Annotated in this window: 16 protein-coding genes and 1 pseudogene; 8 read left to right on the top strand and 9 right to left on the bottom strand. The window is 65.1% G+C overall.

The annotated features are described in order from the left end of the window. Positions 1-34: 34 nt before the first annotated feature. Positions 35-367 carry a thioredoxin gene (gene trxA, locus E0T84_RS13070; RefSeq protein WP_019344858.1) on the top strand — a complete coding sequence of 111 codons (333 nt, stop codon included), beginning with the start codon at positions 35-37 and terminating at the stop codon, positions 365-367. A gap of 111 nt (positions 368-478) precedes the next feature. Beyond that, entirely contained in the window at positions 479-1669 is a 1191-nt protein-coding gene (locus tag E0T84_RS13075; protein ID WP_070187687.1) for an N-acetylmuramoyl-L-alanine amidase, read from the top strand. Between the two features lie 318 nt (positions 1670-1987). Here E0T84_RS13075 and E0T84_RS13080 read toward each other — a convergent pair whose 3' ends face one another. The 9 genes from E0T84_RS13080 to rpmH form a co-directional block, all read right to left on the bottom strand. Then, positions 1988-2860, bottom strand: a complete 873-nt coding sequence (locus E0T84_RS13080; protein WP_070185763.1) for an acetyltransferase — start codon at positions 2858-2860, stop codon at positions 1988-1990. Between the two features lie 222 nt (positions 2861-3082). Beyond that, the gene (locus tag E0T84_RS13085) at positions 3083-4123 is read right to left on the bottom strand and encodes a ParB/RepB/Spo0J family partition protein (RefSeq protein WP_070185764.1); all 1041 of its coding nucleotides are present in this window, start codon (positions 4121-4123) and stop codon (positions 3083-3085) included. 73 nt (positions 4124-4196) lie between these two features. Further along, the gene (locus E0T84_RS13090; protein ID WP_234998218.1) at positions 4197-5063 is read right to left on the bottom strand and encodes a ParA family protein; all 867 of its coding nucleotides are present in this window, start codon (positions 5061-5063) and stop codon (positions 4197-4199) included. A 122-nt stretch (positions 5064-5185) separates the two neighbouring features. Continuing rightward, complete coding sequence (rsmG, locus tag E0T84_RS13095) at positions 5186-5902, bottom strand: 16S rRNA (guanine(527)-N(7))-methyltransferase RsmG (RefSeq protein ID WP_070185766.1); 717 nt, start codon at positions 5900-5902, stop codon at positions 5186-5188. Positions 5903-5960: 58 nt separating this feature from the next. Continuing rightward, positions 5961-6503, bottom strand: coding sequence for a R3H domain-containing nucleic acid-binding protein (locus E0T84_RS13100; RefSeq protein WP_138744644.1), 543 nt, complete (start codon positions 6501-6503; stop codon positions 5961-5963). A 39-nt stretch (positions 6504-6542) separates the two neighbouring features. After that, entirely contained in the window at positions 6543-7571 is a 1029-nt protein-coding gene (gene yidC / locus E0T84_RS13105) for a membrane protein insertase YidC (protein WP_249383632.1), read from the bottom strand. 43 nt (positions 7572-7614) lie between these two features. Next, positions 7615-7968, bottom strand: a complete 354-nt coding sequence (yidD, locus tag E0T84_RS13110) for a membrane protein insertion efficiency factor YidD (RefSeq protein WP_138744646.1) — start codon at positions 7966-7968, stop codon at positions 7615-7617. Further along, positions 7965-8321, bottom strand: coding sequence for a ribonuclease P protein component (gene rnpA, locus E0T84_RS13115; protein WP_070185770.1), 357 nt, complete (start codon positions 8319-8321; stop codon positions 7965-7967). Before rnpA ends, yidD begins: the two co-directional genes overlap by 4 nt. Before the next feature lie 30 nt (positions 8322-8351). After that, entirely contained in the window at positions 8352-8495 is a 144-nt protein-coding gene (gene rpmH, locus E0T84_RS13120) for a 50S ribosomal protein L34 (RefSeq protein WP_003883350.1), read from the bottom strand. A gap of 514 nt (positions 8496-9009) precedes the next feature. On the opposite strand from rpmH, the gene dnaA reads away from it, so the two are divergent. The 6 genes and pseudogenes from dnaA to E0T84_RS13150 form a co-directional block, all read left to right on the top strand. After that, a complete protein-coding gene (gene dnaA, locus E0T84_RS13125; RefSeq protein WP_138744647.1) occupies positions 9010-10539 on the top strand; it encodes a chromosomal replication initiator protein DnaA in 1530 nt (509 codons plus the stop codon). A 621-nt stretch (positions 10540-11160) separates the two neighbouring features. Beyond that, a complete protein-coding gene (gene dnaN, locus E0T84_RS13130) occupies positions 11161-12354 on the top strand; it encodes a DNA polymerase III subunit beta (RefSeq protein ID WP_070185772.1) in 1194 nt (397 codons plus the stop codon). A 10-nt stretch (positions 12355-12364) separates the two neighbouring features. Then, positions 12365-13273 (top strand): annotated as a pseudogene (gene gnd / locus E0T84_RS13135) (phosphogluconate dehydrogenase (NAD(+)-dependent, decarboxylating)); the annotation flags it as partial. Positions 13274-13285: 12 nt separating this feature from the next. Next, positions 13286-14434, top strand: coding sequence for a DNA replication/repair protein RecF (gene recF, locus E0T84_RS13140; RefSeq protein ID WP_138744649.1), 1149 nt, complete (start codon positions 13286-13288; stop codon positions 14432-14434). A 2-nt stretch (positions 14435-14436) separates the two neighbouring features. Next, entirely contained in the window at positions 14437-15009 is a 573-nt protein-coding gene (locus E0T84_RS13145; protein WP_075910483.1) for a DUF721 family protein, read from the top strand. Between the two features lie 210 nt (positions 15010-15219). After that, on the top strand, positions 15220-16648 hold a 1429-nt coding region (locus E0T84_RS13150; protein WP_138744650.1), incomplete at its 3' end, for an ATP-binding protein.

The raw sequence follows: 16648 nt of genomic DNA on the forward strand, positions 1-16648 counted from the left end.
CCCCCAATAGATTTCGACCCGACAGGAGAGTTCCATGAGTGCGGACAGCGCGACAGTAACCGTCACCGACGATTCGTTCTCCACCGATGTCCTGACCAGCAGCACGCCGGTACTGGTGGATTTCTGGGCCACCTGGTGCGGTCCGTGCAAGATGGTCGCCCCGGTGCTCGAGGAGATCGCCGGCGAGAAGGCCGGTGAGTTGCGGGTCGCCAAGATCGACGTCGACGCGAACCCGGCCACCGCCCGCGACTTTCAGGTGGTGTCGATCCCCACGCTGATCCTGTTCAAGGACGGCGAGCCGGTCAAGCGCATCGTCGGTGCCAAGGGCAAGGCCGCGCTGCTGCGGGAAATCGCCGACGCACTCTGACCTCACGCACACCCCGGATACGCCTGGCGTTTTCCGGTATGTGGCCGAAGTCTGAGACAATGCTGGCTAGCTAGTCCGGCAGACGGCCGGAGACCAGCATGGAGGGGCCGAATGTCGAGTCTGCGTCGCGGTGACCGTGGCGGAGCAGTCACCGAGATCCGGGCAGCGCTGGCGGCGTTGGGTCTGATCGACAATCCTGACGCCGACCTGAGCACCGGTAGACATGTTGCGCTCGACGCATTCGACGACGAGCTCGACCGCGCCGTTCGGGCATTTCAGCAGCACCGCGGCCTGTTGGTCGACGGAATCGTCGGGGAGGCCACCTATCGCGCCCTGCGCGAAGCCTCCTACCGGCTCGGTGCCCGCACGCTGACCCACCAGTTCGGCGCGCCCATGTACGGCGACGACGTGGCCACCCTGCAGGCCCGCTTGCAGGACCTCGGTTTCTATACCGGCATGGTGGACGGCCACTTTGGTCTGCAGACCCACAATGCGTTGTCCTCGTATCAACGGGAGTACGGGCTGTACCCCGACGGTATCTGCGGGCCGGAAACGTTGCGCTCGCTGTACTTCCTGGGTTCGCGGGTGACCGGCGGGTCGCCACATGCGATCCGCGAAGAGGAGCTGGTACGCCGCTCCGGGCCGCAGCTGTCGGGTAAACACGTCATCATCGATCCGGGCCGCGGCGGAGCAGACCACGGCATGATCATGCACGGGCCCGACGGACCGATCAGCGAAGCGGACATCTTGTGGGACTTGGCAAGTCGGCTGGAAGGCCGGATGACCGCGATCGGCATGGAGACGTTCATCTCACGGCCGGCCAACCGCAGCCCGATGGACCCCGAACGTGCCGCCACCGCCAACCGGGTTGGCGCCGACCTGATGATCAGCCTGCGGTGTGAGAGCCAACGCTCCCCTTCCGCCAACGGTGTGGCCTCATTCCACTTCGGCAATTCACACGGTTCGGTATCCACCATCGGCCGCAACCTCGCCGACTTCATTCAACGAGAAGTTGTGGCCCGCACCGGGTTACGCGATTGCCGGTCTCACGGCCGAACTTGGGACCTGCTGCGTCTGACCCGGATGCCCACCGTCCAGGTCGACATCGGATACATCACCAATCCCCACGACCGTGGCCTGCTGCTGTCCACGCAGACCCGTGACGCAATCGCCGAAGGCATCCTGGCTGCCGTCAAACGCCTCTATCTCCTGGGCAAGAACGACCGTCCGACAGGAACTTTCACTTTTGCCGAGTTGTTGGCGCATGAGCTTTCGGTGGAACAGGCGAGCCGCGGCGCGTGAGCGCCGGTTCAGCTTGAGCGCGTGAGCGCCGGTTCAGCTTGAGCGCGGGAGCACCGGGGACCCGGCAGTCGTTTCGTCATGTGACGTCCACCGTCGCTCGGCATGTGGTCCGTCCGGATCCAGTGGCGCGCAGTTGGTCGCCATCGCGCTGCAACTCAGTGAGCAACGTGCCACGACTCGGGAAGTGGTCCGTCAGGCCGGCCAGGCTGGTCCCGGCTTCCTTGGCGATCACCCGTATCGAAGCGACTTTGATCTGCGCACCCTTGGCTTCACCGTTGGTGTACCGCCCTACAGGCGGACCGTCAGCTGTTCGGGTTCCTACTGTGGCGCAATGCCTTTGGCTCCGAACCCGGATGACGACATGCCGGCCCCGATCGGAATCTCGATCCGCGCGTTCTCCAGCAGACGCTCAAGCGCCGCCTCGACTTCGGCCTTCCAGCCGAGTCCCTTGTCGAGTTCCAGACGTAGCCGTGGGAAGTACGGGTGCGGCGCGACCACCGTGAAGCCGACGTCTTCGAGAAAGTCGGATGTCAGCATGCACTCCTCGACGGAGCAGTCCCCCAGCACCGCCACCACCGGCGACAGCTCGGCGGGAAGCTTGCCGGCCTCGGACATCTCGGTCACGGCCGCGGTGTAGCCAAAGGCTTCCAATGCCCGAACTCCACGCCGCACCAGATCGTTGACCACTGCGGCAAGCAGACTCTGCGACAGCAACTCGCGATCGTCGGCGCACTCCACACCTACCGCGGTCAACAGAATCGCGTCAGCGCTCACCGGCGCGGTGGGAAACAGTCGGGCTCGTGGCACCGCCCCCGGTGGCGCATAGAAGGCGAAACCCAGACAAGGGTCGTCGACGATGTCGGGCACAGTCCAGTCGCTCTCCGGCGCCGGTACCCCCAAGTTGGCCACACCGGCGCGAGTCGTCAGGTCGATCTCGACATCGGGGCCGGAGCCTCTCCGGTCTGCCGGGTCATCTTCCGGATGGTCCGCGCGAGCCGTGACGGCGAGCTGACCGCACGACCCCCACTCGAGCATCACCATCGAGAGCCAGGCTTCTTTCTCGAACTCGGGATCTGTCAGGTGGTCGTCACCCACCGTCGACGGGTCTACTTCCCAGAACACACATCGCCGCGCGTGCTTGGGCAGCTGCTCGAAGCCTTCGAGCCGAAGCGGCGTGATTCGTGCTGTCACTGAGGTCCCTGGCTTTCACACTGTGTGCGTGGCTGCCCTTCAAGAATAGGAGAGTCCACCGGAGTCAGCCCACTGCGCCCTGAAAATGTCATCGAGCCCCGCCTTCAAAGTGAAATGCTATGTCGCACAATTGCTTTGCGTTGTGTGGTGCTCACGACTGCGGGCGTTGGTCACTGTTGTGTCACAGTGACGGAACAACCTGGTGTCCTTGGTCGTGGGTTTTCAGTGCTCTTCTGCGCTCATGAGCTCGACGATTCGCTGTAGATCGTCGACCGAGCCGAACTCGACCACGATCTTGCCTTTTCGTTTGCCGAGACTCACCGTCACCTTGGTGTCGAACGTTGACGAGAGCCGTTCAGCAACGTCCTGGAGGCCGGGCATCTGGATCGGCTTGCGCCGGGGCGCCGGCGGCGCGCTATTGCCCTCACGGTTGGCCAGTGTGACGGCCTCCTCGGTGGCCCGCACCGACATGCCTTCGGCGACGATCCGGGCGGCCAGCTCCTCCTGCTTCTCCGCTCCCCCTTCCAGAGAGAGCAGGGCCCGCGCGTGCCCCGCCGAAAGCACGCCGGCTGCCACTCGACGCTGGACGGCGATCGGCAGGCGCAGCAGGCGGATCATGTTGGAGATCAGGGGCCGGGAGCGTCCGATCCGGGCGGCCAGTTCATCGTGGGTGACTTCGAACTCGTCGAGTAGCTGTTGGTAGGCCGCCGCCTCTTCCAACGGGTTGAGCTGTACGCGGTGGATATTCTCCAGCAGCGCGTCACGCAGCATGCTGTCGTCGCCGGTCTCCCGGACGATCGCCGGGATGGCATCCAGCCCGGCCTGCTGGGCGGCCCGCCAGCGCCGCTCCCCCATGACCAACTGGTAACGGGATTCACCGTTCTCCTCGACCGCGCGGACCACGATCGGTTGCATCAATCCGAACTCGCGGATGGAGTGCACCAACTCGTTCAGCGCCTCTTCGTCGAACACCTGGCGGGGCTGACGCGGATTCGGCTGGATCAGGCTGGGATCGATCTCGCGGTAGGTGGCACCGACATCGCCGGCAAGTACCGGGCCCTCCCCGTCAGGTTCGGGGGGTGTCGTGACCGAGACCGGTGTTCCCCCGTCACCCGGGGTCGCCGACGGGCCGAGCAGAACATCGGCCGCATTCGCGCCGATCCGCGGGCTCAGAGCATCGGTGCCGTCCTCAGCGGGACCGGTCGGAATGAGGGCTGCCAGTCCCCTGCCCAGGCCACTCCGCTTCCGTGCCGGCTGATTCATGGTCGTCTCCTGCTCATCGCTACCGTCCGCTGTTTGTCTGCTGCTGCTTGGTTACTGGCGTCTAATGCACGTGTTACTGCCCGCGGGGCGGGGCCCCGCGCTCTGCGATCTCACGGCTGGCGTCGAGATAGCTCAACGCACCGCGAGATCCCGGATCGTAATCAAGGATCGTCATCCCATAGCCCGGGGCTTCCGACACCTTGACGCTCCGCGGGATGACCGTGCGCAAGACCTTGTCCCCGAAGTGCTCCCGCACATCTTCGGCAACTTGATCCGCCAGCTTGGTCCGTCCGTCATACATCGTCAGTATCACGGTGGACACCGACAGCTCGGGGTTCAGATGTGCCTTCACCATCTCGATGTTGCGCAGCAGCTGACCCACCCCCTCCAGCGCGTAGTACTCGCACTGGATCGGGATCAGCACCTCGGGAGCGGCCACCAACGCATTGATGGTGAGCAACCCGAGCGACGGCGGGCAGTCGATGAACACGTAGTCGAAGTTGTGGTTGGCCAGAGCGGCCAGCGCTCCCCGCAACCGTCCTTCACGGGCCACCATGCTGACCAACTCGATCTCGGCGCCGGCCAGATCGATGGTCGCGGGAATGCAGAACAACCGGTCGCTGTGCGGACTCTGCTGCAGCGCCTCCTCCACCGGGATGTCGCCGAGCAGAACCTCGTATGAGGACGCCGTCCCGGGACGGTGCTCGATGCCGAGCGCGGTGCTGGCATTGCCCTGCGGATCGAGGTCGATCACCAACGTCCGCAACCCCTGTAGCGCGAGCGCGGCCGCGACGTTCACCGCGGTGGTTGTCTTGCCCACGCCGCCCTTCTGGTTGGCGATCGTGAATACGCGTTGGCGCGACGGCCGGGGCAGCTGCCCGTGCGAGGTATGCAGTACCCGCGTCGCCTGCTCTGCCTCTGCGGCAATCGGGGTGTCCATGCTGGCGTCCGCGGCCCACGCGGTCCCGTCCCCGTTGTTCCATGTTTCACGTGAAACCGTTTCACGTGAAACGGCGGGCGTAGCATCCGCGCCAGCGGTTGCCTGCCGATCAGAACCCATCCTCATCTCCTGCCCGATCTCCCCCGCGACCCGGAGGCTCTGCCCGTTGACCGGTTGCCCGGTCTTACCGCCACGCGCCGCACGGCGACGACGGTTACGGGCGGGTTCAAATAGTTCACGCCACATTTCACCACCCTGGCATCGACCGCACCCAGGGAAGCCATCACACGCCGATGCTCATCGATCTCAGCCTCGGCTCGCTCGCCCTTGAGGGCGAGCATCCGTCCGTCCACGCGAAGCAGCGGCATGCTCCACCGCGTCAACTTGTCCAACGAGGCCACCGCGCGCGAAGTCACCACATCCATCTCGCCGACGGATTTACGAACCTCAGCGTCTTCTGCCCGACCACGTACCACTGTCACCTCGAGGCCCAACTCTTCGACCGCCTCGCGCAAGAACTCGCTGCGACGCAGGAGGGGCTCGATCAACGTGACGTGGACGTCCGGGCGCGCCATTGCCAACGGGATACCCGGGAGGCCGGCGCCGCTACCGATATCGGCGACGCGCTCATCGGGAGCCAGGAGCTCTCCGAGAGCCGAGCTATTGAGAATGTGTCGATCCCAGAGCCGATCCATTTCTCGCGGACCGATCAGACCCCACTCGACACCGGCACCGGCCAGAATCGCCGCGTACCTTTCGGCGGTCTCCAGGCGATCCCCGAAGACCCCCGCCGCGGCGTCCGGTGCCGCGGGGACCGGTCCATGTTTCACGTGAAACATCCTCCGCACTCCCTACGGCACCGTCGCCGCAAACGAACTACACCTTTGTAACTAGTACTCAGCCCAGCAGAACAACGACGCGGCGCGACGGCTCCACGCCCTCGCTCTCGCTGCGAACGCCATCGACAGCCGCAACCGCATCGTGAACGATCTTGCGCTCGAACGGTGTCATCGGAGCCAACTCTTCACGTTCGCCCGACTCGAGCACACGACGGGCCACCTTATCGCCCAGTGCCGCGAGCTCATCGCGACGGCGACGGCGCCACCGGGCGATGTCCAGCATCAGCCGGCTGCGCTCACCGGTCTTCTGGTGCACGGCCAGTCGGGTCAATTCCTGAAGCGCATCGAGCACCTCGCCCTTGCGTCCGACCAGCTTGCTCAGATCGCCCCCGCCGTCAATGCTCACCACGGCACGGTCCCCCTCGACATCGAGATCGATGTCGCCGTCGAAGTCCAGCAGATCGAGCAGCTCCTCGAGGTAGTCGCCGGCGATCTCGCCTTCGGCGACCAGTCGCTCCTCCTGGTCGTCCTCGCTCTTGGCCGCGGGTTGTAAGGCCTCATCCAACTCGGCGTCGGGCTCGGTCGTCTGTGCGTCCGTCATATCGGTCTTCTCCCTACTTGTAGCCAGTGTGTGAACTGGTCACCGTTTCCGCTTCTTGGGGCGTGCACCGGGCTTGGGTGTGCGACTCACGCTCTGCCCTCCCGATCCACTGGCCGTATCGCTCTTGTTCTCCGTCTGCGCCGCGTCAGCAGCCGCCTCGGTACCGGTCGCCTCGCCGGTCTCCGCCGGTGTCCCAGCGTCGGCCTTACGGGCCCGATTGGGCTTCACCCCAGGGGCCGGCGCGTTCGCAGATCGCCGTTCGAGCGCCTCAGCCTTCTTGGCTTCTTCTTCCTTCTCGATCATCCCGAACACGTAGTGCTGCTGGCCGTAAGTCCAGATGTTGTTGGCGAGCCAGTACATGATCACGGCCAGCGGCAGGAACGGCCCACCGACAACCACGCCGAGGGGGAACACGTACAGCGCCAGCTTGTTCATCATCGCGGTCTGCGGGTTGGAGGCAGCCTCCACGCTCTGACGCGCCACCGAGGCCCGGCTGTTGAAGTGGGTGGCGATGCCCGCCAGGATCATGATCGGCACACCGACCGCGATCACGGCCAATCGATTGAATTCGGTGAACGCCTCGAGGCCATGTTGCTGAATCATGGTCGCGCCGAGCGGGGCACCGAACAGGTTCGCATCCAGGAAGTGCCCGACGTCCGTCGCGCTGAACACATAGTTGCCCAGTGACGCGTTCTCTTCGACTGACAGTCCTAGCTGACCGATTCCGCTCTGAGTGCGGTTGAACGACCGCAAAACGTGAAACAAGCCCAGGAAAACCGGCACCTGCGCCAGCATCGGCAGGCAGCCCAGGATCGGGTTGAACCCGTGCTCGCGTTGCAGCTTCTGCATCTCCAGCGCCATCCGCTGGCGGTCCTTGCCGTACTTCTTCTGCAGCGCCTTGATCTGCGGCTGCAATTCCTGCATCTGCCGCGTGGTGCGGATCTGTTTGACGAAGGGCTTGTAGAGGATCGCGCGCAGGCTGAAGACGAGGAACATCACCGACAGTGCCCAGGCGAAGAAGTTCGACGGGCCCAGCAGGAAGGCGAACGCCTTGTACCAAACCCACATAATCGCCGACACCGGGTAGTAAATGATGTCCAGGCTGAACCAATTAAACACGCGACTTGCTCTCCCCTCGGTTCTCTGGGGTTTCCCAGACCAGGTTTTCTGCGGCTATCTCGCCGGACACGCTCTCATCAGACGTGGAGGATTCATGATCGTGCGGGCACCGGTCCGGGATGGGGTCCCATCCGCCCGGGTGCCACGGTCCGCATTTCAGCAGTCGGATCAACGTCAACCACATACCGCGAACCAAGCCGTATTCGGTGAGGGCGTCGACCGCGTACTGGCTGCAGGTCGGCATGAATCGACACGACGGCAGTCGCAGCGGAGAGATGGTGTGACGGTAGAGCTGAATCAGGAAGATCGCGCCGCGGGCAGCACGGGCACCCGCTCTGCGGATCATGGCGACGTCCTGCGCCGCGCCTCAAGGCGCTCGAGAGCGCGATGCAACTGCTGTTCCAACCGCGACGACGGCACGTGGCTGCTGCCCGCGCGGGCCCGGATCACCACCAGGTCGGTGGCGTCCAGTTCGGGTATCACGGTGCGGGCCACATGACGCAGCCGCCGGGACACCTGGTGACGTTGCACGGCGTTCCCGACGGCTTTGGACACGATGAGACCGACCCGCGGGCCGGTAGCGTCCGTCCCCTCGTGTAGCGCGTGTACGACAACGTCTGGTTGAACCGCACGTACGCCACGACTGACGGTGGCACTGAACTCCGCGGACCGCCTCATCCGGTTTCGAGCCGGAAGCACCGCGCTAGATCCTGCCTGCGAGCCGCAGTATCACGCAGTGAGTGCGCGACGGCCCTTGCTACGACGGTTGGCGACGATGGCGCGGCCGGCGCGGGTGCGCATCCGCAGCCGGAACCCATGCACGCGCGCACGGCGGCGGTTGTTGGGCTGGTAGGTCCGCTTGCCCTTGGCCACGGCAATCTCTCCTTGTTCCGTTTGGTGCCCGCTCTCACCGACACCGAAATGTCGCCAAGAACACGGTCACCGTGCAAGCTCGGTTTAAGCTCGTCCGTCGTGCTTTACTAACCGGCGCGTTCTCCGGAACCTCCCGGGCGCAGCCGTATCGCCACGTGCGGGCGACTGCTCGAGGGTACTGATGAGATTTCCCTCGGTCAAACCTGCGCCGAACCGCCGGAATCACCGGTATCCGATGTTGCAGAACTGTTGGCACATCGAGAGAAAACTGTTAGCTTCTGGCAATGCCGTTCTGAGCCTGGATCGGCCCCGGACAATAAGATGAGAGCGTCGCTCCGCCGCAAGCCTCACAGTATGTGACGAACCCGGCCACGACGCTCTCACGCAGAGACAACAGAGCGACGACGACTGTCCTTTCTCCACAAGCTGTGGATAAATGTGTGGACAGTTCGTCATCGTTCTTTTTGGTCGTCACCGGGTCGACCTTGATGCACCTCAAAGGGGGAAACGGTCGTTGACAGCGGACCCCGACCCACCATTCGTCGCCGTCTGGGACAGCGTCGTCGCCGAACTCAACGGTGACCGTGCCCCGGAATCGGGCATCTCAGGTGACACCGCCGCACCCCAGCTGACCCCTCAGCAAAGGGCGTGGCTCAAGCTGGTGGAACCACTCGTGATCGCCGAGGGGTTTGCTCTGCTGTCGGTCCCCACCACGTTCGTCCAGAACGAGATCGAACGTCACCTCCGCGAGCCCATCATCAACGCGCTGAGCCGCAAACTGGGCCAGCGAGTCGAGCTCGGCGTGCGCATCGCCACGCCCTCTGAGGAACCCCAGGATTCCGCGGCCGAGACGCCGGCCGATTCCGGCGAGACCGCTGACACCACGTCTCCCGAGCCGGCCGCCGACACCGACGAGATCGACGACGACCGCGCAGCCAAGGTCAGTGCCGAGGAAACCTGGCCGACCTACTTCAGCAGCCCGCAGCGTGACTCGACCGTCAGCGACGACAACGCGGTCAACCTCAACCGCCGCTACACCTTCGACACGTTCGTCATCGGGGCCTCGAACCGCTTCGCCCACGCCGCCACCCTTGCCATCGCCGAGGCACCCGCGCGGGCGTACAACCCGTTGTTCATCTGGGGCGAGTCCGGTCTCGGCAAGACGCATCTGCTGCACGCGGCCGGGAACTATGCGCAACGTCTCTTCCCCGGCATGCGCGTGAAGTACGTCTCCACAGAGGAATTCACGAACGACTTCATCAACTCATTGCGCGACGACCGTAAAGCGTCGTTCAAGCGGAGCTACCGCGACATCGACATCTTGCTGGTGGACGACATCCAGTTCATCGAAGGCAAGGAAGGTATCCAGGAGGAGTTCTTCCATACCTTCAACACCCTGCACAACGCCAACAAGCAGATCGTCATCTCCTCGGACCGCCCGCCCAAGCAGCTGGCCACCCTCGAGGACCGACTGCGAACCCGCTTCGAGTGGGGCCTGATCACCGACGTGCAGCCGCCGGAGCTCGAGACGCGCATCGCGATCCTGCGTAAGAAGGCGCAGATGGATCGCCTCGATGTACCCGGTGACGTGCTCGAGCTGATCGCCAGCAGCATCGAGCGCAACATTCGCGAGCTCGAGGGTGCGCTGATCCGGGTCACCGCGTTCGCCTCGCTGAACAAGACCAGGATCGACAAGGCTCTGGCCGAGGTCGTGTTGCGCGATCTCATCGCCGACGCCACGACCATGCAGATCAGCACGGCGGCGATCATGGCCGCCACCGCCGAGTACTTCGAGACCACGGTGGAGGAATTGCGCGGCCCCGGCAAGACCCGGGCATTGGCGCAGTCCCGGCAGATCGCCATGTACCTGTGCCGTGAACTCACGGATCTGTCCCTGCCCAAGATCGGCCAGGCCTTCGGCCGTGATCACACCACCGTCATGTATGCGGAGAAGAAGATCCGTGGCGAGATGGCCGAGCGCCGCGAGGTTTTCGACCACGTGAAGGAACTCACCACGCGGATCCGCCAGCGCGCCAAGCGCTGAATCGCGCGCTGTCCCACAACGTCTGTCCCTGCCGTCGGGCCCGCGGGGTTCAACCCTGCCGCCGGCGGGCCGTCGCCGTCTCACATCGTGGTCTCCACGGGGCCGTCCGGCGAAAAATCTTGCAACAACTTCTGCCTCTTTGCGCACCACAAGTCACAGCCCACCGCTGTGGATACGGCTGTGCACAACCTGCGGGCAAACCACGGGATGAATGACAAAATCATCCACACGCCCGTGTCTGTCCACACTCGATCGCCCGTCCATCCACCGGACTCCACAGTGGACTCACATGTCGACACACCGGCGGTGCTGGGCAAACACCCCTTCATCCCCAGTTTTCACAGGCCCTAATACTGTTACTCAAATATCTTCTAAGAATTCCTTCTAGAAGAAGGGGCTTGGGGACACCGCACGGACCGTACGTCCGAGCGGGCCCCTCGAGGCACGAGCCGGTCCCGATGTCACCCCGATCGATTAGCTTTCAAGTTGGTGCGGAAAGCTCTACGGTGGTTCATCGACAGCGGTTTCCAGCTTTGTCATTCAGCGTCATGCTGCGTGGTGCGGTTTTCGGAAGACGCAGGTAGAGCTCGTTATGGGGATCATCGAAGGGGCGCATAGCACGTGGCGACGACGACGGCTGGGCTGACCGACTTGAAGTTCCGCGTGGTGCGTGAGGACTTCGCGGACGCGGTGGCCTGGGTGGCCCGCAATCTGCCGACCCGGCCCACCATCCCGGTGCTGGCCGGCGTCCTGCTGACCGGCACCGATGATGGCCTGACCATCTCCGGCTTCGACTACGAAGTATCCGCCGAGGTGCGGGTCAGCGCTGAAATCGCTTCTCCCGGAAGCGTTTTGGTGTCGGGCCGGTTGTTGTCCGACATCACCAAGGCCCTGCCCGCCAAGCCCGTCGAGCTCAGCGTCGAGGGCACCCGGGTGGCATTGACCTGTGGCAGCGCCCGGTTCTCGCTGCCCACCCTGGCGGTCGAGGACTACCCCGCGCTGCCGACCCTGCCCGAAGAGACCGGCGTGGTGTCATCGGATCTGTTCGCCGAGGCGATCGGCCAGGTGGCCGTGGCTGCCGGCCGCGACGACACCCTGCCCATGCTGACCGGTATCCGTGTCGAGATCTCCGGTGAATCAGTGGTTTTGGCCGCCACGGACCGCTTCCGGCTCGCGGTGCGTGAGCTGACCTGGGAAACGAGCGCCACCGATGTCGAAGCGGCCGTGCTGGTGCCGGCGAAGACGCTGGCCGAGGCGGCCAAGGCCGGTACCGACGGCAACCAGGTGCACCTGTCGTTGGGTTCGGGGGCCGCGGTCGGCAAGGACGGTCTGCTCGGTATCCGCAGTAACGGCAAGCGCAGCACCACACGTCTGCTCGATGCGGAGTTCCCGAAGTTCCGCCAGCTGCTGCCGTCCGAGCACACTGCGGTGGCCACCATCGGCGTCGCCGAGCTGACCGAGGCGATCAAGCGTGTGGCGCTGGTTGCCGATCGGGGCGCCCAGATTCGGATGGAGTTCGGCGATGACGTGCTGCGGCTGTCGGCGGGTGCCGATGACGTGGGCCGGGCCGAGGAAGATCTGCCGGTTGAGTTCGCCGGGGATCCGCTGACCATCGCGTTCAATCCCACCTACCTGACCGACGGGCTGAGCTCGTTGCATTCAGACCGCGTGACTTTCGGTTTCACCACGCCGAGTCGTCCGGCAGTGTTGCGCCCGACGGGCGAGGATGGTGGTACCGGTGGTGGGTCGGGACCGTTCCCGGCCGCCAAAACCGATTACGTCTACCTGTTGATGCCGGTCCGCCTTCCCGGCTGATCGGCGCTGGCGAGAGAGGGCGCACATGCAACTGGGGTTGGTCGGCCTGGGCAAGATGGGCTTCAACATGCGCGAGCGCCTGCGCGCCGGGGGCCATGAGGTCGTGGGTTACGACCCGCGACCGGAAGTGAGCGACGTGGCCAGCCTGGCTGATCTGGCGGCTGCGCTCGAGGCACCGCGGGTGGTGTGGGTAATGGTGCCGTCAGGCACGGTGACGCACCAGACCATCGGCGAGCTCGCCGACGTGCTGGCTCCCGGCGATCTGGTGATCGACGGCGGCAACTCGAGGTACACCGAAGATGGTCCGCACGCAAAGTTGTTGGGCGACAAGGGCATCAACTTCATCGACGCTGGCGTTTCGGGCGGAGTCTGGGGTTTGCACGAGGGCTATGGCCTGATGGTCGGTGGCAGTGACGCCGATGTCGCTCGAGCCATGCCGATCTTCGACACGTTGCGTCCCGCCGGCGACGCGGCCGACGGGTTCGTCCACGCCGGCCCGGTTGGCGCGGGGCACTACGCCAAGATGGTGCACAACGGCATCGAATACGGGCTGATGCACGCCTATGCCGAGGGGTATGAGCTGTTGGCCGCCGAGGAACTCATCGCCGATCCGCAGGCGGTGATCCAGGCCTGGACCAACGGCACCGTGGTGCGGTCGTGGTTGCAGCAGCTGCTGGCCAAGGCGCTCAAGGAGGATCCGGGTTTCGCCGCGATCAGCGGGTACACCGAGGATTCCGGCGAAGGCCGCTGGACGGTGGAGGAGGCGATCAGCCACCGGGTGCCGATGCCGGTGATCGCCGCGTCGTTGTTCGCCCGGTTCGCCTCGAGACAAGAGGACTCCCCAACCATGAAAGCCGTGTCGGCGTTGCGCAACCAGTTCGGTGGCCACGCGGTGCACCGGATCAGCGAGTCCGGTTAGGCGCGATTTCCGATGTATGTCCGTCACCTGGGACTGACCGACTACCGGTCCTGGGCACATGTCGAGCTCGAGCTGGAGCCCGGCCGCACGGTCTTCGTCGGATCGAATGGATTCGGAAAGACGAATCTTGTTGAGGCACTGTGGTATTGCGCGACGCTGAGCTCCCATCGGGTGGCCTCGGACGCACCGCTGATCCGGGCCGGCGCACCCCGCGCCATCGTCTCGAGCATCGTGGTCAACGAGGGGCGGGAGCTGGCGGTCGATCTCGAGATCACCAGCGGCCGGGCCAACAAGGCACGGCTGAACCGGTCACCGGTTCGTTCACCGCGCGAGATCCTCGGTGTTTTACGGGCAGTGCTGTTCAGCCCGGAGGATCTTGCGCTGGTACGGGGCGATCCGGGTGAGCGCCGGCGCTATCTCGACGAGTTGGCCACCACCCGTCGTCCGGCTATCGCCGGTGTCCGGGCGGATTATGACAAGGTGGTGCGCCAGCGCACCGCGCTGTTGAAAACCGCTGCGGGAGCGCGCTATCGGGGTGATCGCAGCGTGCTCGGCACCCTCGATGTGTGGGACGGGCACCTGGCTGCGCACGGTGCGGCGCTGATCGCCGCTCGCATCGCGCTCGTCGAGCAACTGCATCCCGAGGTGCAGAAGGCCTACCAATTGTTGGCGCCCTCGAGCCGGCCGGCGGCCATCCGGTACCGCAGCAGTGTGGAGGCGATCGAGAACGCCCCGGGTCCCGAGCCGGTGGAGTTCTACGAGGCCGCGCTGCTGGACGCATTGGCCCGCCGCCGCGACGCCGAGCTGGATCGCGGGGTTTGTCTGGTGGGCCCCCATCGCGACGATCTCGAGCTCTGGCTCGGCGATCAGCCTGCGAAAGGCTTTGCCAGCCATGGCGAATCGTGGTCGATGGCACTTTCGCTACGGCTGGGCGCCTACGAATTGCTCCGGTCCGACGGCGTCGATCCGGTCTTGTTGCTCGACGATGTCTTCGCCGAGCTCGACACCGCCCGCCGGCAGGCCCTGGCGGCGGTGGCCGGTGAAGCCGAGCAGGTTCTGGTCACCGCGGCGGTCAGCGAGGACATCCCGCAGGATTGGGTGGCCAACCGCATCGAGATCAAGATGACCGAGGGCGACCAGGGACGGATATCGGTGGTGTAGTCATGGCAGACGATTCCGGTCAGACCCCAGAGCCGGCGGTCTCCCCCGAAGACGCCGCGCGCATGCGCGGCATGGATCTGGTGCGGCGGACCCTCGAGGAGGCACGGGGCGCGGCGCGCAGCCAAGGCAAGGACGTCGGCCGCGGCCGCCGCGCCCCGGTACGGCGGACGGCAGGCAATACCGGGCGGCGCCGCAGCTGGTCGGGTCCGGGCCCCGACGTCCGCGACCCGCAACCGCTGGGCGCGGCAACCCAGGACTTGGCGAAGCTGCGGGGCTGGTCCTCGCGGGTGGCCGAGGGCTCGGTGTTCGGCCGGTGGCGGGCCGTCGTGGGCGACCAGATCGCCGACCATGCCAACCCGACCGCCCTGAACGAGGGAGTGCTGACCGTCTCGGCGGAATCCACCGCGTGGGCCACGCAGCTGCGGATGGTGCAGTCGCAGCTGCTGGCCAAGATCGCCGCCGCGGTCGGCGATGGCGTGGTGACCTCGTTGAAGATCGTCGGCCCGGTCGGTCCGTCGTGGCGCAAGGGCCGATATCACGTCGCCGGCCGGGGGCCCCGCGACACTTACGGCTAGTACTGCGCTCAGAACGCCGAGACGCTCGAAATGGAACTTCTGAAGCGTCGGGAGGCACCAAGGGGCGAGAAATTCCGCGCACGGCGCAGTTAGGTAGGTGAAAACGCCGCTACAGAGTCGGCCCGGTCCGTGTCGACCGGTAGACTGTGGCGAGATCTGCAGGGCGGTGACGCAACCGCCTCCCGCGAACCCCAAGGAGACGCGTCCGACGTGGCTGCCCAGAATCAGTACGGTGCCGACTCGATCAAAGTGCTGGAAGGCCTCGAAGCCGTTCGTAAACGCCCCGGCATGTATATCGGTTCCACCGGTGAACGTGGCCTGCACCACCTGGTGTGGGAGGTCGTCGACAACGCGGTAGACGAGGCGATGGCCGGCTTCGCGACGAAAGTGGATGTGCGCATCCTCGAGGACGGCGGAGTCCAGGTTTCCGACGACGGGCGCGGCATCCCGGTCGCCATGCACGCCACCGGCATCCCGACGATCGACGTGGTGATGACTGTTCTGCACGCCGGCGGCAAGTTCGAGGAAGGCGCCTACCAGGTGTCCGGCGGACTGCACGGTGTCGGCGTCTCGGTGGTCAACGCGCTGTCCACCCGGCTGGAGGCCGACGTCCGCACCGACGGATACCAGTGGTTCCAGACTTACGACAACTCGGTTCCCGGAACCCTGCGCAAGGGTGAGAAGACCAAGGACACCGGCACCACGATCCGGTTCTGGGCCGATCCGGACGTGTTCGAAACCACGGTGTACGACTTCGAGACCATCGCCCGGCGGCTCCAGGAGATGGCCTTCCTCAACAAGGGCCTGACCATCGAGCTCACCGACGAGCGGGTCACCCAGGACGAGGTCGTCGACGAGGTGGTCGCAGACACCGCCGCCGCACCCAAGACCGCCGAGGAGACGGCGGCCGAGGCCGCCGCACCTCACAAGGTGAAGCACCGGACCTTCCATTACCCCGGCGGCCTGGTCGACTTCGTCAAGCACATCAACCGCACCAAGACCGCGATCCAGCCCAGCGTCATCGATTTCGACGGTAAGGGTCCCGGCCACGAGGTCGAGATCGCGATGCAGTGGAATGCCGGTTACTCCGAGTCGGTGCACACCTTCGCCAACACGATCAATACGCATGAGGGTGGTACCCATGAAGAGGGTTTCCGTGCGGCGTTGACGAGTGTGGTGAACCGGTACGCCAAGGAAAAGAAGCTGCTCAAGGACAAGGATCCGAACCTCACCGGTGACGACATCCGCGAGGGTTTGGCGGCGGTGATCTCGGTGAAGGTGGCTCAACCTCAGTTCGAGGGGCAGACCAAGACCAAGCTGGGCAACACCGAGGTCAAGTCGTTCGTTCAGAAAATCTGCAACGAGCAGCTCACCCACTGGTTCGAGGCCAACCCCGCCGAGGCGAAAACCGTGGTGAACAAAGCGGTCTCGTCAGCACAGGCGCGGATCGCGGCCCGCAAGGCCCGTGAGCTGGTCCGCCGCAAGAGTGCCACCGATATCGGTGGTCTGCCCGGCAAGCTGGCCGATTGCCGCTCGACGGACCCGACGAAGTCGGAACTGTATGTGGTGGAGGGTGACTCGGCCGGTGGCTCGGCCAAGAGCGGCCGCGACTCGATGTTCCAGGCGATCCTGCCCCTTC

Source organism: Mycobacterium sp. DBP42 (genome assembly GCF_005924235.1).
GTDB lineage: Bacteria > Actinomycetota > Actinomycetes > Mycobacteriales > Mycobacteriaceae > Mycobacterium > Mycobacterium syngnathidarum.

Bases quoted from the DNA above. Each gene is read 5' to 3' on its own strand.
- trxA (WP_019344858.1), top strand. From the start codon at position 35: ATGAGTGCGGACAGCGCGACAGTAACCGTCACCGACGATTCGTTCTCC.
- E0T84_RS13075 (WP_070187687.1), top strand. From the start codon at position 479: ATGTCGAGTCTGCGTCGCGGTGACCGTGGCGGAGCAGTCACCGAGATC.
- E0T84_RS13085 (WP_070185764.1), bottom strand. From the start codon at position 4,123: ATGAATCAGCCGGCACGGAAGCGGAGTGGCCTGGGCAGGGGACTGGCA.
- E0T84_RS13090 (WP_234998218.1), bottom strand. From the start codon at position 5,063: ATGGACACCCCGATTGCCGCAGAGGCAGAGCAGGCGACGCGGGTACTG.
- rsmG (WP_070185766.1), bottom strand. From the start codon at position 5,902: ATGTTTCACGTGAAACATGGACCGGTCCCCGCGGCACCGGACGCCGCG.
- E0T84_RS13100 (WP_138744644.1), bottom strand. From the start codon at position 6,503: ATGACGGACGCACAGACGACCGAGCCCGACGCCGAGTTGGATGAGGCC.
- yidC (WP_249383632.1), bottom strand. From the start codon at position 7,571: ATGTGGGTTTGGTACAAGGCGTTCGCCTTCCTGCTGGGCCCGTCGAAC.
- yidD (WP_138744646.1), bottom strand. From the start codon at position 7,968: ATGATCCGCAGAGCGGGTGCCCGTGCTGCCCGCGGCGCGATCTTCCTG.
- recF (WP_138744649.1), top strand. From the start codon at position 13,286: ATGTATGTCCGTCACCTGGGACTGACCGACTACCGGTCCTGGGCACAT.
- E0T84_RS13145 (WP_075910483.1), top strand. From the start codon at position 14,437: ATGGCAGACGATTCCGGTCAGACCCCAGAGCCGGCGGTCTCCCCCGAA.